Here is an 18932-nt window from a genome sequence, read left to right as displayed (position 1 = left end):
GGAGTGCCGATCACTGGGCTGTGTAGCCGCCATCGACGATGATGTTTTCTCCTGTGACCATGGCCGAGGCGTCGCTCGCGAGGAACAGGATGACGCCGGCGATCTCGTCCGGCCTGGCGAAGCGGCCCACCGGAATCCGCGTTCGCATGGCGGCGCCCGTTTCGCCGGCCCATGCCTTCCTGCCCAGGTCGGTGTCGACCACCGTGGGCGAGATGGCATTGACGGTGATGCCGTGTGGGGCCCACTCGAGTGCCAGCACCTTGGTCAGGCCGATCAGTGCGGCCTTGCTGGCGCAGTACGCCGCATGGCGATTCAGCGCGATCACGCTGGCCTGCGAGGCCAGGTTGATGATGCGTCCGTAGCCTCTCTGCTTCATGCCGCGCCCGACCGCCTGCGCGAGCAGAAAGGGGGCCTTCAGGTTGATGGCCATCGTCCTGTCCCACGCCGATTCGGAAAGGTCTTCCGCCTCATCGAGGAGCGCGACCCCGGCGTTGTTCACCAGGATGTCGACGGCACCGAAGCGGTCGTGCGCCTGCGCGATCGCCTCGGCGATCGCGGAGGGTTCCTCCAGATCGACAGCGCATGCCAGATGGCGATCGAGACCGCCTTCGAGGTCGGCTGCGACGCCGGCCACCTCGCCGCGAAGGTCCAGCAGGGCGAGGCGGGCGCCGCACTGCGACAGCAACTCGGCGGCCGCCAGCCCGATGCCGCTGGCGGCGCCGGTGACCACCGCCACCTGCCCCGAGAGATCGAAGCCGTGGGTCCAATGGGAGCTCGCGGCGGTGTCCTCGCGCGTCATGGCGCCTTGACCTTGTTCAGGAAGGGCGCTGCATTGGCCGGCGTGATCTCGGTCCAGGGCACCGTGTACGACTTCGCCGTACCGTCGCCCCAGGGCATCTGCTGCGCATACTCGGCCCAGATGGTCGAGCGCGGTGTGTAGGAAGGCCCCTTGATCGCGCGCAGCGCAACGTCCATCGCGCCCTGCGCCTGGGCCTGGGCGTCCTGGAAGTTGGTCGTCATCTCGTTGCGCTGCACTGCACCGATGGCGGCGGCGATGCCGTCGATGCCGACCACGGGGATCTTCCGGATGTCCATCCCCTTGGACTTGATCGCCTGCACGGCCCCCAGCGCTTCGTCGTCGTTCTGCGCGATGACGCCATCGATCTTTCCGGGGAACGCCGTGAGCCAGTTCTCCATCAGCGCCATCGACTCGGCGCGCGACCAGTTGCCGGTCTTGCGTGCCAGCACCTTCACTTCGGGGTGTCGGGCCAGCACTTCGTCGTTGCCCTTGGCGCGCTCGATCTGGGCGGACTGGCCGATCGGCCCTTCGATGATGACGATGTTGCCTTTGCCGCCGATCTTCTTCATGAGCGTTTCGGCCTCCATGCGGCCGGCGACGACGTCGTCGTTGCCGACGTAGGAGGTCAGGACATCGCCGGCGACGCGGGTGTTGGAGCCGACGACGGGGATGCCGGCCCGGATCGCCTTCTGCACCGGTGCGGCGCCGGCCTTGAGGTCGATCGGCACGAAGATGATCGCATCGTATTTTTGCGTGATCATCGTGTCGAACTGGTTGCTCTGCGTGAGTGCGTCGTAGTTGCCGTCGAAGATCGTGATCTTCACGGAGCCGTCCTGCACGGAAGGGTGCGCCTTCAGCTGTGCGCTCCACATCTGCATGAACTCGCCCTTGAGGCCATAGATCGCGGCCCCGACGCGCAAGGGTTTGTCTTGTGCATGCGCGGCCACTGCGGTCGCCAGAGTGAGGGCCAGAGCCAGATTCTTCAGTCGTGTCATGTTGTCTCCCTGTGTGAAAAACTGCCTATGTGCTCTTCTTGCGTGACGTGTCGAGCAGCACGGCGCCGACGATGATCACGCCCTTGATCACCTGCTGGTAGTACGAAGAAACGCCCAGCAGATTCAAGCCGTTGTTGATGACGCCGATCAGCAGCGCGCCCAGCAGGGTTCCGCCCAGCGATCCGGTGCCGCCCGAAAGACTGGTGCCGCCGATGACCACGGCGGCAATGGCATCGAGTTCGTAGGAGATGCCGGCCTGGGGCAGGGCGGCGGTGGTCCTGGCCGCGAGCAGGATGCCGGCCAGCCCCGCCAGCAGCCCGCTGACCGCATAGACCGCGAACACGACCTTGCGCGTGCCGATGCCGCTGGTCTTGGCGCTCTTCACGTTGCCGCCGACCGCATAGATGTAGCGCCCGTAGATCGTGTAGCGAAGCACGAACCAGAACACCCCCATGACGACCGCGAAGATGACGATCGGCAACGGCACGCCGCCAAGGCGACCGTCGCCGATCGCGAGGAAGCCCGGCGGAAGGTCGGAGACGGGCATGCCGTCGTTGAAGATGTAGGTGAAGCCGCGAGCGGCGCTCAGCATGCCCAGGGTCGCCACGAACGGCGGCACCGAGAAGCGTGCGATCAGCAAGCCGTTGACGGCGCCCAGCAACAGGCCCACGCCCAATCCCGCGAGGACGCTGCCGGTCACGCCGTAGGATCCGCCGCTCGCGACCAGCCAGGCGCTGACGATCCCCGAGAAGGCCAGGATGGCACCCACCGACAGGTCGATGCCGCCGGTGAGCACCACGTAGGTCATCCCGACCGCCAGGATGCCGTTGATGGAGGTCTGGCGCAGGATGTCGGCCCAGTTGCCCCAGGTCATGAAGAACTCTGTGGCGAGCGACAGCGAGATGCAGACGACGAGCAGGGCCGCAAGGATGCCGTAGCGGCCATAGAGCTCGCGCAGGTCCAGCGAGGAGCGGTCGGAGCCTTGGGGCAAGTGAAGGGCGTTGTTTGTCATCATGAAGCCAGGTGCAGGAGTTCCTCTTGGGTTGCGCGGCTGGCGTCGACGACGGCAACCAGGCAACCCGCCTTGAAAATCGCGATGCGATCGCTGGCGTCCAGGACTTCCTGTGCCTCCGAAGACACCAGCAGGACCGCGCCGCCGGACAATGCGAATTCGTTCAGCAGTTGATAGACCTCCTGCTTGGCACCCTCGTCGATGCCCCGCGTCGGCTCGTCGCACATCAGGCACAGCGGCTGGGTGGAGAAGCAGCGCGCCAGCACCACCTTCTGCTGATTGCCGCCACTCATGGACGAGACCGGCAGCGCCGTCGAGCGGGTCTTCATCCGCATGCGCTCGGCCATCGCCGCGACCAGTTTCCTGACGGCGCGGTGGTTGATCAGCGAGAGGGTCGTCATGCGCCGATAGACTGACAGGGCGATGTTCATGGCGATGGAGCTGGTCAGGACGAGTCCTGTTTCCTTGCGGTCCTCGGTGACCAGCGAGAGTCCGGCCGCGATGCTCCTGGCGGGGCTGCCGATGGCCAGCGTCTTGTTGCGCAGCTTGATTTCGCCGTGCTCCGGCGTACTCAGGCCGTAGATGCAGTTGAGGAATTCGCTTCGGCCAGCACCCATCAGGCCGTAGATCCCCAGAACCTCGTTCTTGTGTACGGTCAGCGAAATGTCCGAGAACTCACCGCGCCGTCCGAGCGCGATCGTTTGAAGTACCGGGGCGCCGGGTGCGCGGCGCGCCTTTTCGGCCGGCTTCAGTTGTCGCCCGACGATGGTGCTGACCAGGTGGCCACGATCGATCTCGCCGATCAGGCCGCTTTCGACGAAGCGGCCGTCGCGGAACACGGTGTATCGATCGGCGATCCGGAAGATTTCCGACAGGCGATGAGAGACGTAGACGATGCCGGCGCCATGGGCCGTCAGGTTGCGGATGGCATCGAACAGCACCTCCGTCTCGCGCTCGCCGATGGCCGAGGTCGGCTCGTCCATGATGATGATCTCGCTGTCGCGGCTGAAGGCCTTGGCGATCTCGACGAGCTGGGTCTGCGCCAGGCTCAGGCGGTGCATAGGCGCTCGGGGGTCGATGTCGAACCCGAGCCGCTCCAGCAACCGCCCGGTGGTCGCGAGGATGCGCGGGTAGTCCACGACCACGCCGAGGCGCCGGGGCTCGCGGCCCAGGTAGATGTTCTCGGCGACCGTCATTCCCGGGATGGGCGAAAGCTCCTGCGTGATGATCGAGATCCGCGCACGCAGGGCGTCGTCCGGGCCGTCGAAGTCGATGGGCTTGCCCCTGACCTGGATGGCGCCGCCGTCCCGCTGGAGGATGCCCATGAGGATGTTGAGAAAGGTGGATTTGCCGGCGCCGTTGCCGCCGCACAGGGCGTGGACGCTGCCCGGTTCCAGCGTGAGGCGTCCATCGATCAGGGCGGGCACGCCGCCGAAGCTCTTGGCGACACCTTCGGCTTTCAGCAGGGGCGTGTTCATGGGGCTCTGAGCTCAGCGGTCGTTGCCGGCGCCTTGACCTTCGTCTATCGCGGTCGGCGGGCGGCCGGTTGCTTGGGCCTTGCGTCCCTCGTAGGCGGCGATCACGGCCAGCTTGACGCTCGACGGCCCGCCTTCGAAGTGCGCGCCCAGATAGCGGTCGACGATGGCCTTGGCCAGTTCCGGCCCGACCACCCGCGACCCGATGGTGATGACCTGGGCATCGTTGCTGCGGCTGGCACGCTCCGCCGAGTAGGTGTCGTGTGCCTGAGCCGCACGGATGCCGGCGACCTTGTTGGCCGAGATGGCCATCCCGATGCCGGTGCCGCACAGCAGCACCGCGCGCTCGTGCTTTCCGCCCGCCACGGCTTCGGCGACCGCGATGCCGATGTCGGGGTAAAGCGCCGATTCATCGCCGTGCGTGCCGAAATCCGTGACCTCATGGCCTTGCGCGCGGAGGTGCTCCTTGAGCACGGCTTTCAGTTCGCGAGCTGCTTCGTCGCAGCCAATGGCCACATTCATGTTTGTTCTCCCTGACCTCATGAGCGGAAGTCGATCGCCCGCTTCGGTCGGGAGTATTGCCACAAATGATCATTTGTCAATTGAAAGGTCGAATGATCTATCTGGTTTTCATGGAATTGCTTGGTTTTGCTGAAATTGACAGTTGAAAACTCCATGAAATCACGAACTTAATAAAACATAAGACCTTCTGGCTGATGTATCAAAAGATCAAATGAGCAAATCATGATCATTTGAGATATCTGTTGCCTAGAATCTGCCGCTTGACCAAGCAGTGGAGGGGAAAACATGGCTTCGAACCGCGTCATCAACAGTCCGGACGGAGTGGTCGACGACATGCTCGTCGGCTGGCTCCAAGCGCATGGCAGTTCGATGCGCGCGTGCGTCGGCAACCCGCGGGTCGTCCAACGCCGGCAATCGTCAGAGCCGGGAAAGGTCGGTGTGGTGACGGGTGGCGGTTCGGGCCATGAGCCGGCTTTCCTCGGTTATGTCGGCGACGGCATGCTCGACGCGGTCGCCATTGGGGAAATCTTCTCGTCGCCAACGGCCAGGAGCTTCCTCGATGCAATACGCGGCGCGGACGGGGGCGCCGGCGTGGCCTGTCTTTATGGCAACTACGCCGGCGACAACATGAACGTGAAGATGGCCGTCGAGCTGGCCGCGCGAGAAGGCATCACGGTTCGAACCGTCACCGCGAACGACGACGTCGCGTCCGCGCCGCGCGGTGACGAGGCCAAGCGCCGGGGCGTGGCGGGCGAAATCCTGATGTGGAAGGTCGGTGCTGCCAAAGCCGCCATGGGCGCGGCGCTGGCGGAGGTGATCGCCGCCGCCCAGAAGGCGATCTCGAACACCCGCAGCGTGGGTGTCGGGCTCTCGGCCTGCGTCATTCCGGCGGTCGGCAAGGCCAACTTCATCGTCGAGCATGGAACGATGGAGGTCGGCATCGGCCATCATGGCGAGCCCGGCATCGCCGTGCGTCCCACGGTCTCGGCCGCCGAGATGGCCGAGATGATGCTCGGCGCGGTGCTGCCCGACTTGCCGTTCGGGGCCGGCGACCGCGTGGCCGTCCTGGTCTCCGGGTTGGGCGCCACGCCCGTGATGGAGTCGTACATCCTCTACGCAGAGGTGGCACGACGGCTCGAGGCCCATGGCATCGCGATCGCATTCAATCGCGTAGGCAACCTGTTCACCTCGCTCGAGATGATGGGCGTGACACTGACCTTGATGAAGCTTGACGAAGAGCTTGAGGCCTGCCTGAGCTACCCGTGCAGCAGCGTCGCGTTGACTGTCGCTGGAAGCATGCCAACGGGCCGCGCCTATGCGAACTCGATCGCATCATCGGCTGCGTCCGAAACTGGCGCGATCGCTGTTGCAGTGCCACGGGCTGTGGTCGGGACCGCATTGACGCTTGCCCAAGCGGGCGAATGGGTGCGCGACCTGGTCGACGCGGTGATCGCCAACCGCCAGCACCTGAGCGAGATCGACGGCTTGATCGGAGATGGGGATCATGGCGTCAATATGGCCAAGGGCTTCGGCAACTGCGCGGCGCGGCTCGATGCGCTCGGTCCACAGGCGAACGAGCTTCCGGCAGCGCTCGACCAGCTCGCTCAGGCATTGCGCGATGACATCGGCGGATCGATGGGCCCGCTCTACGGCAGCTTCTTCGGTGAAATGGCCGCCACCTTGGCGCCCCATTCGCAATTGGACGCCGCGTTGTTCGGTGACGCCTTGTCGGCTGGTGTTCTCGGGGTGCAGCGCGTGGGCCATGCCATGGTGGGCGACAAGACGCTGATCGACACGCTCGTGCCGGCCCTCGACGCCTATCGCGCGACGCTGGCCGGCGGCGCGGATTTCGCCGCCGCGCTTCGCGCGATGAGCGCTGGGGCTGCCGCCGGCAGGGATTCGACGAAGTCGCTGCAGGCGAAGGTGGGACGCGCTGCGCGCCTGGGCGCACGATCGATCGGCGTGTTGGACGCGGGGGCGACCAGTTGCTGCCTGATTCTGCAGACACTGGCAGCCTCGGTGCAGCGGCGGCTCGCGCAGGCTGGGGACCGCGCCAGCTGAGGTGTGTGGCGTGTGCGGGTCGGGCACCGTGCCGGGCGCCGGACAAGTGCGTCGGGAAAAATGATCTTCAGGAAAGCGACAGGATGTGCCCCACCCGCGGATCCCCCCGCCCCGCCAGCACCTGCGCATAGGCCGCCTGTACCGCCGGACCCCCCGCATGGTGCTCGACGCGCAGCCATGGCGTGCGTGGATTCGCCGCCCGGGCAGCGAACGCCTGCCAGGCTTCAACCATCCGCTGCCCGAACACCTCGCCGCCCCAGTCGCCGATGCGCTTCCTGATCTGCGCCGGCGCGAAGAACAGCGTGGCGCGCGGTCCGGGCAGGGTCTTGCCCGCGCCGCTGGCCGCCAGCTGGTCGACATGGGTGCCGCCGATCGACGCGCTGTGCTTCAAATTCGCGAAGCGCGTGTGGATCTCGCGCCGCAGGCTTGCGTTGCCCGCGAAGTCCACGTAGACGCAGGGCGTGTCGGCGGCGACCTGGTCGAGCTCCTCGTAGGCCAGCACGCGGTCGTAGCAGCCCAGGCTTTCGCAGAACGCCCGGTTGGCGGCGGACGTCAGGCCGATCACCTCGATGCCCTTGCGCTGCTTCAGCTGGAAGGCGGTGCCGTAGGCGGTCTTGCTCGAAGCGCTGGACAGCAGCGCGGCACCCGGTCGCGCGCCGAAGAATTCGTTGTCGTCGAGGAAGTCGTCGATCAGCCACGAGGTGATGAAGAGCGGCCGCAGCAGCGCCTGCAGGTCTTCGGTGTCGGCCGTGTAGAGCGGGTCGGAACGCGTGCGCTGGTATTGGTTGTAGACCACGGGCAGGGCGCTGCGATGCGCCGCGCCGTCGCTGAGCCGATCGGGCGAGAGGCGCTCGGGTGTCAGCACCGCGGCCGAGGCCATCGGGAAGTAGCCGTAGAGCCTTTCGCCCACCGCCACGCCCGGATGCAGCGAGTGCGACACGCTCGCGAAGCCCCACACCGGAATGATGCCCCAGCCTTCCTCGCCGCTCGGGAAGAACTGCCAGTAGCTCATCGCTTCGCCGAAGGCGGCGTAGGTGATGTTGTTCGAGGTCAGCGCGAAGCGCTCGATGCGCACGCGGACCTGCCCGTCGGCCAGCCGCGTGTCGGCGGTGGTGTGCAGGCGGGTGGAGGAAAGGTCGTCCTTGCGGACCAGCAGGGTGTCGGTGCTCATCGGGGAACCTTAGCGCAGAGGCTTGCGGAACGCACGAGAAAAAGCCCGGCAACGGGTCGCTCGGGCGACTCCTTGCCGGGCTTCGACGGCTGGCGTGGCGCCCGCCGCTGCCGATCAGACGATCGAGAGTTCGACGTCGATGTTGCCGCGCGTGGCGTTCGAGTACGGGCAGACCTGGTGCGCGGTGTCGACCAGCAGCTGCTTCTGCGCGGCGTCGAGGCCCGGCAGCGTGATCGCGAGCTTGACCGCGATGCCGTAGGCCTTGCCTTCGTTGATCGGGCCGAGCGAGACGCTGGAATCGATCGCCACGTCGTCCGGCACCTTGACGCTGATCTTCGGGCCCACGGCCTTCATGGCGCCGATGAAGCAGGCGGCGTAGCCGACCGCGAACAGCTGCTCGGGGTTGGTGCCGGGCTTGCCCGAGCCGGGCGAGCTGAGCTTGACGTCGATCGCGCCGTCGCTGGATTTGCCGGCGCCATCGCGGCCGCCGATGGTGTGGGCTTGCGCGGTGTAGAGAACCTTGTCGAGCTTGGTGGTCATGGTGATTCCTTTGCAGTGGTGGTGGGAGGGGGAAAAAGGGGGCTCAGTCCGCCGCCGGGCCGCCCCAAGGCGGACTGGGCCCCCTCGGGGGGCAGCGAGTACACGAAGTGACGGAGCGTGGGGCCTATTCATGCGGCCTGCTTGATGCGGTCGCGCAAGGACTGGATCTGCTGCGTGAGTGCGACGAGTTCGGGCACCGAGCATTCCGAGGCCGCCATCAGGCAGCCGGGCACGTGGGCGGCGCGTGCCTTGAGCTTGCGGCCCGCGGCCGTGAGGCTCACATGCACGCGGCGCTCGTCGGCCACGTCGCGGATGCGGGCCACCAGGCCGTTGGCCTCGAGTCGCTTGAGCAACGGCGTCAGCGTGCCCGAGTCGAGCGACAGCCGCTCGCCGAGTTCGGACACCGTGAGGCCGTCGCGCTCCCACAGCACCAGCAGCACGAGGTACTGCGGATAGGTGAGGCCGAGCTTCTCGAGCAGCGGCTTGTACAGCCGCGTCATCGCGAGCGAGGCGGAATACATCGCGAAGCAGAGCTGGTTGTCCAGCTTCAGCAGTTCGTCGGTGGAGAGCGGCGCGGAGGGCATGAGGCGAATTGTAGCGAGCAATTAAATTGTGCGCAATATAAATAAATCTCCAAGGCAGCCTGCAGCCCCCTCGGGGGGGCTGCGACCCACACGCAGTGGGGGAGCGTGGTGGGGGCCCGTTCAGGGCTGCATCAGCGCCTCGGCCACGGCCTGGAAGGCGGGCAGGGTCAGCGGATCGTTGGCGCCGTTGGCGGCCACCGGATGCGCGGCGTAGCGCACGATCACCATTTCGGCCTTCGGATCGACGTAGATGCTCTGGCCGTGGATGCCGCGCGCCATGAAGGCGCCGTTCGGGTTGTTCGTGATCCACCACATGTTCCGGTACGACCAGCCCGGCAGCAGCGTGTAGCCGGCCTTCGCGAACTTGGCCGGGTCGCCGCCGCGCGTGATGTCGGCCACGGCCGCCTTGGGGATCGCCTGCTGCCCGTTGGGCGCGCGGCCGCCGTTGCGCATCGTCTCGCCGAAGCGCGCCAGGTCGCGCAGCGTGGTATTGAGGCCGCCGCCGCCCGATTCGGTGCCGATGCGGTCGATCATGAAGTAGGCGTCCTGCTCGGCGCCGATGCGGCGCCAGATCTTCTCGCTCATGAGATCGGCCAGCGACTGGTTGCTGGCGCGGCGCAGGATCCAGGCCAGCACCTCGGCGTTGACCGTCTTGTAGGCGAAGGCTTCGTCGTGCGCGCCTTCCTTCTTCAGCGTGACGAGGAATTCGTAGAAGGACTTGGGGCCGGTGTAGTTCGGGCCCTGGGCGAGCATGCCGCCGGCGCGCGCATAGTCCCAGACCTCGGCCTTGGCATCGGCGTAGTTCTCGGAGTAGTGCACGCCGATGGTCATGTCCATGACCTGGCGCACCGTGGCGTCGCCATAGGCCGTGCCCTTGAGTTCGGGCAGGTACTGGGTGACCGGCGCCGACGGGTCGAGCTTGCCCTCGGCGACCAGGATGGCCGCGAGGGTGCCGACGAAGGACTTGGTGACCGACATCCCGAGGTGCGGCCGTTCGGGCGTGAGCGCGCCGAAGTACTTCTCGAAGACCACGTTGCCGCGGTGCAGCACCAGGATGCCGTCGGTGTAGGTGCGGGCGAGCATGTCGCCGAAGTTGAGCGGTTCGCCGCCCATCGCCTTGAAGGAGATGCCTGAGAGATCGCGCGGCGCCGCCGGCAGCGGGCTCGGCAGGCCGCCGCCGCGCCAGACGTTGGCGGTGGGCACGGTCTCGCGCACGTGCGAGTAGACCCAGCGGGTGCGCGGGTAGACGCCGCCCGCCGGATTGTCGAAGGTGATCTGCTTGTCGGCCGCCGGCGGGAAGCCCTGCATCCAGCCGAGAGTGCCGACCGAAGTGGCGGCCGGATCGGGCAATGCGGGGGCCGCAGGGGCCGCGGCGGTCTGGGCGTAAAGGGCGCTCATGGCGGTCAGGCTGAAGGCGACGGCAAGCGCCGCAGGTGCGAAACGGAAAGACGAAGGCATCGGAAAGCTCCTGTGAAGTTCATCAACGACCACTGAAACGCGCCGGTCGGCGCTCGATGAAGGAGCGCACGCCCTCGGCGGCATCCTCGCTGTTCGCGAGCCGCTTCTGCGTCTCGATGAATTCCGCCATGGCAGCCAGCGGACCCTCTTCGATCGCCTTGACCACGTTGCGCCGTGTCGCCACCACGGCCAGCGGCGCCTGCGCGGCGATGCGCTGCGCCACGGCCAGCGCCTCGTCGAGCTCCTGGCCGGCCGGCACCACCTTCTGGACGAAGTTGAGCCGGAATGCCTCGGCGCTGCCGAACTCGTCGGCCGTCAGCAGATGCAGCATGGCGTTGCCCAGGCCGGCGCGCTCCGCCATGCGCAGGGTGGCGCCTCCCGTGGCCATGATGCCGCGCTGCACTTCCATCTGCGAAAAGCGGCAGTTGTCGGCCGCGATCACGATGTCGGCGCCCAGCATCAGCTCGATGCCCACGGTGAAGCAGATGCCCTTGACCGCGACCACCATCGGCTTGCTGCGGCGGCGATAGCCGGGTGTGCCGAAGTCGTGCGGCTCGACCAGGCCCGGCGGCACCGCTTTCTCGCCGCGCTTCATGAACTCGGTCACGGCCGGCAGGTCGAGCCCGGCCGTGAAGTGATCGCCGAAGGCGTGCAGCACGCCCACGCGCAGCGCCGGATCGTCGTCGAGCCGGGTGTAGGCCTCGGCCAGCTGCCGGAACATGGCTGGCGTCCAGCCGTTGCGCTTGGCAGGGCGGTTGATGCCGATCAGCAGCACGTGGTCGAGCACCTGGGTGTCGATGCAGCCTTCGGCGGGCGGATTGCTGGGTGTCGCGGTCATGGGGTCTCCTTTGTTATGGGTGCGGGTCTGGCGCTTCCCCGTCGGGGGCCGCCTCGGAACCGGCTTCGCCGGGCCGAAGGGCGGCGCCCCCTGGAAGGGGGGGCGGCTACACGAAGTGAGCCAACCTGGGGGTCAGTACATATACACGCCGCGCTTGGTCTTGCGTCCCAGCTGTCCGGCCGCCACCATTTCCTTCAGCAGCGGGCACGGCCGGTACTTCGAGTCCCCGAACTGCTCCAGGTAGACCTCCATCACCGCCAGGCAGACGTCCAGGCCGATCATGTCGGCCAGCGCCAGCGGGCCGATCGGCTGGTTGCAGCCCAGCTTCATGCCGGCGTCGATGTCCTCGGCGGTCGCCAGGCCCTCGGCCAGCACGAAGAAGGCCTCGTTGATCATCGGCACCAGGATCCGGTTGACCACGAAGCCCGGCGCGTTCTTCACCGTGATCGGCGACTTGCCGAGCCTGACCGCCAGTTCCTTCACCGCGTCGTGGGTGGCGTCGCTGGTCAGGTAGCCACGGATGATCTCGACCAGCGCCATCATCGGTACCGGGTTGAAGAAGTGCATGCCGATGAAGCGGTCGGCGCGCGAGGTGGCGGCGGCCAGCTGGGTGATCGAGATCGAGGAGGTGTTCGACGCGATGATCACCTCGGGCGCCAGCAGCGCGTCGACCTGCTTGAGGATCTTGAGCTTGAGTTCGTGGTTCTCGGTCGCGGCCTCGATCACCAGCTGGGCCGACTTCAGGTCGTCGTAGTTCGTCGAGCCCTTGATCAGCGCCAGGGCCGCGTCCTTCTGGGCCGCCGTGAGCTTGTCCTTCTTGATCAGTCGGTCGAGGCTGCCAGCCACGGTGGCGACACCCTTGTCCACCGCGGCCTGCGCGATGTCGACCATGACGACGTTGACGCCTGCGACCGCGCAGGCCTGGGCGATGCCGTTGCCCATCGTTCCCGCGCCAATGATGCCGACTGTCTGGATAGCCATGAGAAATACTCCTTGAACTGAAAAATGAAAGGGGAGGACCCCGCCCCGGGGCAGGAACCGTGATCGGGATTGTGGAACAGAGCGCGGCCGGCCGGGTTCCCGTCCGTGACAGCGCCGGAGGCCGCGCGAGTGATTTAAAGTGCCGCGTTCACTCCCTCAGTTACGGACCCGCACCCATGACCACCCTCGGCACGCCCCTGTCCCCCTGCGCCACCCGCGTGATGCTGCTCGGCTCCGGCGAGCTCGGCAAGGAGGTGCTGATCGCCCTGCAGCGCCTCGGCGTCGAGACCATCGCGGTCGACCGCTACGAGAATGCGCCCGGCCAGCAGGTGGCGCACCACGCCCGCACCATCACCATGAGCGACCCGGCCCAGCTGAAGGCGCTGATCGAGGCCGAGAAGCCGCAGCTCGTGGTGCCCGAGATCGAGGCCATCGCCACGCCGATGCTGCAGCAGCTGGAGGACGCCGGCGTGGTGCGCGTGATCCCGACCGCGCGGGCGGCCCGGCTCACGATGGACCGCGAGGGCATCCGCCGCCTGGCCGCCGAGACGCTGGGCGTGCCGACCAGCCCCTACAGGTTCTGCGATTCGCTGGCCGAACTGCAGGCGGCGATCGATGGCGCGAACGGGGAGGCGATCGGCTACCCGTGCGTCGTCAAGCCGGTGATGAGCAGCTCGGGCAAGGGCCAGAGCAAGATCGACGGCCCGGCCGATGTGGAGAAGGCCTGGGACTACGCGATGGCCGGCGGCCGCGTCAGCCACGGCCGGGTGATCGTCGAGGGCTTCATCGACTTCGACTACGAGATCACGCTGCTGACGGTGCGCGCACTCGATGGCACCGGCGCCGTGCAGACGCAGTTCTGCGAGCCGATCGGCCACCTGCAGGTGAGCGGCGACTATGTCGAGAGCTGGCAGCCGCATCCGATGGCGCCGGCCGCCTTGCAGCGGGCGCAACAGATCGCGCAGGCCGTGACGGCCGACCTCGGCGGCCAGGGGCTGTTCGGCGTCGAGCTGTTCGTGAAGGGCGACCAGGTCTGGTTCAGCGAGGTCAGTCCTCGGCCGCACGACACCGGCATGGTGACCATGGCGACGCAGTGGCAGAACGAGTTCGAGCTGCACGCCCGCGCGATCCTCGGGCTGCCGGTGGACACCACGCTCAAGAGCCCGGGCGCCAGCGCCGTGGTCTACGGCGGCGTCGACGCCGCCGGCATCGTCTTCGACGGCGTGGCCGAGGCGCTCGCGGTGCCGGGCGTCGACCTGCGCCTGTTCGGCAAGCCCGAGAGTTTCACGAAGCGGCGCATGGGCGTGGCGCTGGCGCACGCGTCGGACATCGACACGGCGCGCCGCAACGCCCGCGAAGCCGCGTCGCGCGTGAAGCCGCGCCAAGCCTGATTCCTTCAACCTCGGAGCCACTGATGCTGCATCCCCAAGCCAAGGCCTTCATCGACCTCCTCGAGCAGCGCGGCGTGCCGCCGACGCACACGCTGACGCCGGCCGACGCGCGCAAGTTCTACCGCGAGCGGCGCGCCATCACGCAGCCCGAGCCCGGCGAGGTGGCCGAGGTGCGGGAGCTGCAGGCCGACGGGCTGCACGGACCGATCCCGATGCGGCTCTATCGGCCGCGAGGCTCCGCGGCCGCCAGCGTGCTGCCGGTGCTCGTGTACTACCACGGCGGCGGCTGGACCATCGGCGACCTCGACACCCACGACACGCTGTGCCGCGAGCTGTGCAACCTGTCGGGCTGCGCGGTGGTGGCGGTCGACTACCGCATGGGCCCGGAGCACCGCTTTCCGGCGGCGGTCGACGATGTGCTTGCGGCCACGCGCTGGGTTCGCCGGGAAGCCGCTGCGCTCGGCATCGATCCTGCTCGGCTCGCGGTCGGGGGCGACAGCGCGGGCGGCAACCTGGCGGCCGTCGTCGCGATCGCGGCGCGCGATGCCGGCGACCTGCCTGTCGCTTTCCAGCTGCTGATCTATCCGGCAACCGACATGCGCTGCGTCCATCCGTCGCACACCAGCAACGGCCAGGGCTACCTGCTGACCAGCGACACCATCCGCTATTTCCATGACCAGTACATCACCGATGCGGCGCATGACCTCGACTGGCGCGCCTCGCCGCTGCTGCGCGAGGACCTCGCCGGCCTGCCGCCGGCCCTGGTGCTGACCGCGGGCTACGACCCGCTGCGCGACGAGGGCCTGGACTACGCGCGGGCGCTCACCGCCGCCGGCAACCGCACCAGCTACGTCTGCTTCGAGCGCCAGATCCATGGCTTCATCACCATGGGCCGGCTGCTCGACGAGGCCAATGCCGCCGTTTCGATGTGCGCGGCCGAACTGCGCCGAGCGCTCGAGCTTCGAGGCTAAGGGAAAGTCCCCGCGCAATCGCCGGCACCGGACCGGCGTCCCCCGCTACGATCGTCCGATGGCGACGCCGGCCACCGGGCCGTCCGTCGCCGAGCGGAGGAGAAGGCATTGGTCAACAGGCTACCGAAGCATGCGCCGCGCGGCGAGCACCGCGACGAGCGCCTCATGTGGATCACACCGCAACGCGTCTTCTACGCCGGCCTTCTGGGCCCGGCGACGGAACGCACCATGGGCGGCCACGGCATCTACCTCTCGCCCACCGGCACGCCGCTGCGCATCCGCATCGGCGGCGGCGCCTGGCAGAGCGGCGAGCTGATCGTGGTGCCGCCGCAGGTGCCGCACCAGGTGGAGACCGAGCACCGGACCATCCTCAGCCTGCTGATCGAATCCGAATTCGTCGATCCGGCGCAGATGCCAGACTTCCTGCAGCGCTGCGGTCCGGTGGAGGCGCCGGCCTTCGTGCGGCGGGTGCGTGACGTGCATGCGCAGCTGGCCGAAGCCTCGGGGCGCGAGAGCTTCGATCGTTTCGATTTCGACGCGCTCTTCTTCGGCGGCCCGCTCGCGCCGCGGCCGCTCGATGCGCGCATCCGCAGGGTGATCGAGCGCATCAACGCCGATCCCGCGGCGCCAACCTCGGCCGACGAATGCGCGGCCGCCATCAAGCTTTCGTTCTCGCGCTTCCTGCACCTCTTCACGCAGGAGACCGGCCTGACCTTCCGCGCCTTCCGGGCCTGGAAGCGCGCCCGCAGCCTGCTGCGCCACGTGCGGCAGAGCGCCACGCTGACCGACATCGCGCTCGACACCGGCTATCCGGACTCGACCCATTTCAGCCATTCGATCCGCCAGGTGTACGGCCTGCGACCCAGCGACATCGTCGCGGGATCGCGGCGGCTCGCCGTGCACCAATGAGGCGCGGGACCGCCCGCGAGGCGCCGATGCGGGACAACCCTCTGCGCCGCGCGCACCAGTCACCGCTATAAACCGCGAACCCCGGACGAGACCCCCTCTTGCAAATACTCCAGCTCCTGCTTTCAGGCATCGCTCAAGGCTGCATCTACGGCCTGATCGCGCTGGGCTTCGTGCTGATCTACAAGGCCACCGAGACCGTGAGCTTCGCGCAAGGCGAGCTGATGATGGTCGGCGCCTTCTGCGCTTTCGCCGGCATGTCGCTGTTCGGGCTGCCCTTCTGGCTGGCCGCGCTGCTGGCGGTGGCCGCCATGGTCGCCTTCGGCGTGCTGCTCGAACTGGTGGTGATCCGGCCGATCCTGGGCCAGCCGCAGTTCTCGATCGTGATGCTGACGATCGGCATCGGCTACGTGGCGCGCGGGCTGGTCACGATGATCCCGGGCATCGGCACCGACACCCACACGCTGCCGGTGCCCTACAAGGACCAGATCTGGAAGCTGGGCGAGCTGGTGGTCAACCTCGAGCAGCTGGCCATCATCGTCGCCACCGCGGTGCTGTGCGGCCTGCTGTTCGCGATGTTCCGCTACAGCAAGCTCGGCATCGCGATGCAGGCCTCGTCGCAGAACCAGCTGGCGGCCTATTACATGGGCATCCCGGTCAAGCGCCTCAACGGCCTGGTGTGGGGGCTGGCCGCGGCGGTGGCGGCGATCGCCGGCATGCTGCTGGCGCCGATCACCTTCGTGCACGCCAACATGGGCTTCATCGGCCTCAAGGCCTTCCCGGCCGCGGTGGTGGGCGGCTTCGGCAGCCTGCCGGGCGCGATCGTCGGCGGGCTGGTGATCGGCATCGTCGAGTCCTTCGCGGGCTTCTACCTGCCCGACGGCTTCAAGGACACGGCGCCGTACATCGTGGTGCTGGTGATGCTGATGGTGAAGCCCAATGGCCTCTTCGGCGAAAAGCTGCGCAAGAAGGTCTAAAGCCCACCATGCGCTTCATCTTCAAGACCAGCTACGCCCAGGACATCGATCTCGCCAAGCATGGCGGCCAGGTGTTCTGGTACAGCCTGCTCGGCTTGGCGCTGATCGCGGCGCCGTGGGTGGTGCCCGAGTACTGGCTGGCACAGCTGACCTTCGTGCTGATCTACGGCATCGTCGGCCTCGGCCTGATGCTGCTGGCCGGCTTCACCGGACAGTTCTCGATCGGGCACGCGGCCTTCCTCGGCACCGGGGCCTACACGCAGGCGGTGTTGAGCAACATGGGGGTGCCGTTCCCGATCGCGCTGGTTGCCGCGGCGGCGCTGTCGGCCGCGGTCGGCGTGGTGGTTGCGCTGCCGGCGCTGCGCGTGAAGGGCATCTACCTCGGCATCGCGACGCTGGCCTTCGGCTTCATCGTCGAGGAGGTGTTCGCGCGCTGGGAGAGCGTCACCGGCGGCAACTCCGGGTTGCACGTGAAGTCGGCCAGCCTGCTCGGCTGGGAGCTGAACTCGAGCGAGAGCTTCTACCTGGTGTGCCTGGTCATCGCCGTGCTGTGCACGCTGGCGATCCTGAACCTGTTGCGCTCGTCCACCGGCCGCGCCTTCGTCGCGATCCGCGATTCCGAGATCTCGGCCCAGAGCATGGGCATCCACCTGGCGCGCTACAAGACGATGTCTTTCGCGATCTCGGCCGCGCTGGCCGGACTCGGCGGCGCGCTGTACGCCCACAAGCTGAGCTTCATCGCGCCGGACCAGTTCAACATCCTGCAGTCGATCGACCTGCTGCTGCTGGTGGTGATCGGCGGCCTCGGTTCGGTGCACGGCGCCTTCCTGGGCGCGATCTTCCTGATCGCGATGCCGCAGCTGATCGCATCGGCCAAGGACTGGCTGCCCCCCGCCATCGGGCAGGCGCCGGGCCTGCAGGGCCTGGTCTACGGACTGGTGCTGATCGCCTTCGTGCTGTTCGAGCCGCTCGGCCTCTACGGGCGCTGGCTCAAGGTGCGCACCTGGCTGCAGCTGTTCCCGTTCTATCGCCGTGGCCTCTTCAAGCGGCAGAAGTCGTTCACCAAATCGGACCGCTTGAGATGAGCGCCGACATCCTGCTTTCCGCCAAGGACCTGAGCGTGCGCTTCGGCGGCGTGCTGGCGGTCAACAAGGTCAGCTTCGAGGTCCGGCGGGGCGAGGTCTTCACGCTGATCGGTCCGAACGGCGCGGGCAAGACCACCGTGTTCAACCTGATCAGCCGCATCTACACGCCGACCACCGGCGAGATCGTCTGGCACGGTGGCGCCGAACCGCTGGCGCTGACGCAGCAGGCGCCGCACGAGATCGCGGCGCTCGGCATCGCGCGCACCTTCCAGAACATCGAGCTGTTCGAGCACGCGACCGTGCTGCACAACCTGCTGATCGGTCGCCACACGCACCGCCAGACCGGCTTCTGGAGCGAGCTGTTCTTCACCCCTGCCACGCGCCGCGCCGAGATCCAGGCGCGCGAGAAGGCCGAGCAGGTGATCGACCTGCTCGACCTGCAGCACCACCGCGATTCGATGGTCGCGGGGCTGCCCTACGGCGTGCGCAAGGTCGTGGAGCTGGCGCGGGCGCTGTGCACCGAGCCCAAGCTGCTGCTGCTGGACGAACCGTCGTCCGGATTGAACGTGGAGGAGACCGCCGACATGGCGTTCTGGATCCAGGACATCCAGCAGGAGCTCGGCATTTCGGTGCTGATGGTGGAGCACGACATGTCGCTGGTGTCGAAGGTGTCGGACCGGGTGCTGGCGATGAACATGGGGGAGGCGCTGGCTTCGGGGACGCCTTCGCAGGTGCAGTCGGATGCGCGGGTGATCGAGGCGTACCTCGGGACTGTCGATGACGTGAGCAGCTTGCGGAGGGTGGCTTGATGTTCTCGTTGTTTTTCGTTGTCGTTGGAAGCGCGCCCGTCACGCGGTACGGGCCGAACGACCCCACTGCGCCGGCCCTTCGGGCTCCCTTCCGGTGCTCGCTTCAGGCGGGGTCCGCGCAAACTCGCTTCGCTCAAACACGCGCGGCCCTTTTTCCGCCTGAAGCTGCGCTCCTCAGCGGCGCAGAGGGGATCGCCCGTCCCGCACCGCATGCCGGGCTTCGGGGGTGTGCGAGCAGCCCCTGCGCTTCCAGCGTCGCAATGCAACCCCGACGTGTCCACGGCGGTGGGCGGTATGCCCCGGGCCGGCCGTTGAGGCACCGCCGAGCAGCGCAGCGGTACGCGCGCAGCGGTACGC

The 18932-nt window shown here is 67.5% G+C and carries 18 protein-coding genes; 7 read left to right on the top strand and 11 right to left on the bottom strand.

Going from position 1 to position 18932, the window contains the following annotated elements; genetic code table 11:
- Positions 1 to 10: 10 nt before the first annotated feature.
- The 5 genes from AC1D2O_RS12035 to rpiB are packed head-to-tail and all read right to left on the bottom strand — an operon-like array spanning position 11 to position 4803.
- Positions 11 to 799: a GolD/DthD family dehydrogenase gene (locus tag AC1D2O_RS12035; protein ID WP_478087335.1), complete on the bottom strand. Its 789-nt coding sequence runs from the start codon at positions 797 to 799 to the stop codon at positions 11 to 13.
- Positions 796 to 1794, bottom strand: coding sequence for a substrate-binding domain-containing protein (locus AC1D2O_RS12030; RefSeq protein WP_478087337.1), 999 nt, complete (start codon positions 1792 to 1794; stop codon positions 796 to 798). Before AC1D2O_RS12030 ends, AC1D2O_RS12035 begins: the two co-directional genes overlap by 4 nt.
- 25 nt (positions 1795 to 1819) lie before the next feature.
- Positions 1820 to 2806 (bottom strand): ABC transporter permease, encoded by a 987-nt coding sequence (locus AC1D2O_RS12025; protein WP_478087348.1) that lies wholly within the window; start codon positions 2804 to 2806, stop codon positions 1820 to 1822.
- A complete protein-coding gene (locus AC1D2O_RS12020) occupies positions 2806 to 4284 on the bottom strand; it encodes a sugar ABC transporter ATP-binding protein (RefSeq protein WP_478087338.1) in 1479 nt (492 codons plus the stop codon). The genes AC1D2O_RS12025 and AC1D2O_RS12020 overlap by 1 nt, the downstream gene beginning before the upstream one ends.
- Positions 4285 to 4296: 12 nt before the next feature.
- Positions 4297 to 4803, bottom strand: coding sequence for a ribose 5-phosphate isomerase B (rpiB, locus tag AC1D2O_RS12015; RefSeq protein ID WP_478157061.1), 507 nt, complete (start codon positions 4801 to 4803; stop codon positions 4297 to 4299).
- 285 nt (positions 4804 to 5088) lie between these two features.
- Between rpiB and dhaL the strand changes: the two genes are divergently transcribed.
- Entirely contained in the window at positions 5089 to 6864 is a 1776-nt protein-coding gene (gene dhaL, locus AC1D2O_RS12010) for a dihydroxyacetone kinase subunit DhaL (RefSeq protein WP_478087342.1), read from the top strand.
- A gap of 67 nt (positions 6865 to 6931) precedes the next feature.
- Here dhaL and AC1D2O_RS12005 read toward each other — a convergent pair whose 3' ends face one another.
- The 6 genes from AC1D2O_RS12005 to AC1D2O_RS11980 all read right to left on the bottom strand — a co-directional run bounded on the left by AC1D2O_RS12005 (position 6932) and on the right by AC1D2O_RS11980 (position 12436).
- Positions 6932 to 8035 carry a DUF2855 family protein gene (locus AC1D2O_RS12005; RefSeq protein WP_478087344.1) on the bottom strand — a complete coding sequence of 368 codons (1104 nt, stop codon included), beginning with the start codon at positions 8033 to 8035 and terminating at the stop codon, positions 6932 to 6934.
- A 114-nt stretch (positions 8036 to 8149) separates the two neighbouring features.
- The gene (locus AC1D2O_RS12000; RefSeq protein WP_478087346.1) at positions 8150 to 8575 is read right to left on the bottom strand and encodes an organic hydroperoxide resistance protein; all 426 of its coding nucleotides are present in this window, start codon (positions 8573 to 8575) and stop codon (positions 8150 to 8152) included.
- A 128-nt stretch (positions 8576 to 8703) separates the two neighbouring features.
- Complete coding sequence (locus tag AC1D2O_RS11995) at positions 8704 to 9159, bottom strand: MarR family winged helix-turn-helix transcriptional regulator (protein ID WP_478090754.1); 456 nt, start codon at positions 9157 to 9159, stop codon at positions 8704 to 8706.
- A 120-nt stretch (positions 9160 to 9279) separates the two neighbouring features.
- Complete coding sequence (locus AC1D2O_RS11990) at positions 9280 to 10617, bottom strand: serine hydrolase domain-containing protein (protein WP_478157059.1); 1338 nt, start codon at positions 10615 to 10617, stop codon at positions 9280 to 9282.
- A gap of 22 nt (positions 10618 to 10639) precedes the next feature.
- Entirely contained in the window at positions 10640 to 11455 is an 816-nt protein-coding gene (locus AC1D2O_RS11985; RefSeq protein WP_478090752.1) for a crotonase/enoyl-CoA hydratase family protein, read from the bottom strand.
- A gap of 132 nt (positions 11456 to 11587) precedes the next feature.
- Entirely contained in the window at positions 11588 to 12436 is an 849-nt protein-coding gene (locus tag AC1D2O_RS11980) for a 3-hydroxybutyryl-CoA dehydrogenase (protein WP_478090751.1), read from the bottom strand.
- Positions 12437 to 12612: 176 nt separating this feature from the next.
- Between AC1D2O_RS11980 and purT the strand changes: the two genes are divergently transcribed.
- The 6 genes from purT to AC1D2O_RS11950 all read left to right on the top strand — a co-directional run bounded on the left by purT (position 12613) and on the right by AC1D2O_RS11950 (position 18575).
- On the top strand, positions 12613 to 13827 hold the full coding sequence (gene purT / locus AC1D2O_RS11975) for a formate-dependent phosphoribosylglycinamide formyltransferase (RefSeq protein WP_478090750.1): 1215 nt from the start codon (positions 12613 to 12615) through the stop codon (positions 13825 to 13827).
- Between the two features lie 23 nt (positions 13828 to 13850).
- Complete coding sequence (locus tag AC1D2O_RS11970) at positions 13851 to 14798, top strand: alpha/beta hydrolase (protein WP_478090749.1); 948 nt, start codon at positions 13851 to 13853, stop codon at positions 14796 to 14798.
- 165 nt (positions 14799 to 14963) lie between these two features.
- Positions 14964 to 15707 (top strand): AraC family transcriptional regulator, encoded by a 744-nt coding sequence (locus tag AC1D2O_RS11965; protein WP_478157154.1) that lies wholly within the window; start codon positions 14964 to 14966, stop codon positions 15705 to 15707.
- Positions 15708 to 15805: 98 nt separating this feature from the next.
- Complete coding sequence (locus tag AC1D2O_RS11960) at positions 15806 to 16681, top strand: branched-chain amino acid ABC transporter permease (protein ID WP_478090748.1); 876 nt, start codon at positions 15806 to 15808, stop codon at positions 16679 to 16681.
- Positions 16682 to 16689: 8 nt separating this feature from the next.
- On the top strand, positions 16690 to 17766 hold the full coding sequence (locus AC1D2O_RS11955; protein WP_478090747.1) for a branched-chain amino acid ABC transporter permease: 1077 nt from the start codon (positions 16690 to 16692) through the stop codon (positions 17764 to 17766).
- Positions 17763 to 18575 carry an ABC transporter ATP-binding protein gene (locus tag AC1D2O_RS11950; RefSeq protein ID WP_478090746.1) on the top strand — a complete coding sequence of 271 codons (813 nt, stop codon included), beginning with the start codon at positions 17763 to 17765 and terminating at the stop codon, positions 18573 to 18575. Before AC1D2O_RS11955 ends, AC1D2O_RS11950 begins: the two co-directional genes overlap by 4 nt.
- The last annotated feature ends 357 nt before the right edge of the window (positions 18576 to 18932 follow it).

This window comes from Variovorax sp. P1_G12, from assembly GCF_056405555.1.
This window is presented reverse-complemented; position numbering and strand designations above follow the sequence as displayed.

Coding starts and splice junctions, on each gene's coding strand:
- AC1D2O_RS12035 (WP_478087335.1), bottom strand. CDS start 799: ATGACGCGCGAGGACACCGCCGCGAGCTCCCATTGGACCCACGGCTTC.
- AC1D2O_RS12030 (WP_478087337.1), bottom strand. CDS start 1,794: ATGACACGACTGAAGAATCTGGCTCTGGCCCTCACTCTGGCGACCGCA.
- AC1D2O_RS12025 (WP_478087348.1), bottom strand. CDS start 2,806: ATGACAAACAACGCCCTTCACTTGCCCCAAGGCTCCGACCGCTCCTCG.
- AC1D2O_RS12020 (WP_478087338.1), bottom strand. CDS start 4,284: ATGAACACGCCCCTGCTGAAAGCCGAAGGTGTCGCCAAGAGCTTCGGC.
- rpiB (WP_478157061.1), bottom strand. CDS start 4,803: ATGAATGTGGCCATTGGCTGCGACGAAGCAGCTCGCGAACTGAAAGCC.
- dhaL (WP_478087342.1), top strand. CDS start 5,089: ATGGCTTCGAACCGCGTCATCAACAGTCCGGACGGAGTGGTCGACGAC.
- AC1D2O_RS12005 (WP_478087344.1), bottom strand. CDS start 8,035: ATGAGCACCGACACCCTGCTGGTCCGCAAGGACGACCTTTCCTCCACC.
- AC1D2O_RS12000 (WP_478087346.1), bottom strand. CDS start 8,575: ATGACCACCAAGCTCGACAAGGTTCTCTACACCGCGCAAGCCCACACC.
- AC1D2O_RS11995 (WP_478090754.1), bottom strand. CDS start 9,159: ATGCCCTCCGCGCCGCTCTCCACCGACGAACTGCTGAAGCTGGACAAC.
- AC1D2O_RS11990 (WP_478157059.1), bottom strand. CDS start 10,617: ATGCCTTCGTCTTTCCGTTTCGCACCTGCGGCGCTTGCCGTCGCCTTC.
- AC1D2O_RS11985 (WP_478090752.1), bottom strand. CDS start 11,455: ATGACCGCGACACCCAGCAATCCGCCCGCCGAAGGCTGCATCGACACC.
- AC1D2O_RS11980 (WP_478090751.1), bottom strand. CDS start 12,436: ATGGCTATCCAGACAGTCGGCATCATTGGCGCGGGAACGATGGGCAAC.
- purT (WP_478090750.1), top strand. CDS start 12,613: ATGACCACCCTCGGCACGCCCCTGTCCCCCTGCGCCACCCGCGTGATG.
- AC1D2O_RS11970 (WP_478090749.1), top strand. CDS start 13,851: ATGCTGCATCCCCAAGCCAAGGCCTTCATCGACCTCCTCGAGCAGCGC.
- AC1D2O_RS11965 (WP_478157154.1), top strand. CDS start 14,964: ATGTGGATCACACCGCAACGCGTCTTCTACGCCGGCCTTCTGGGCCCG.
- AC1D2O_RS11955 (WP_478090747.1), top strand. CDS start 16,690: ATGCGCTTCATCTTCAAGACCAGCTACGCCCAGGACATCGATCTCGCC.
- AC1D2O_RS11950 (WP_478090746.1), top strand. CDS start 17,763: ATGAGCGCCGACATCCTGCTTTCCGCCAAGGACCTGAGCGTGCGCTTC.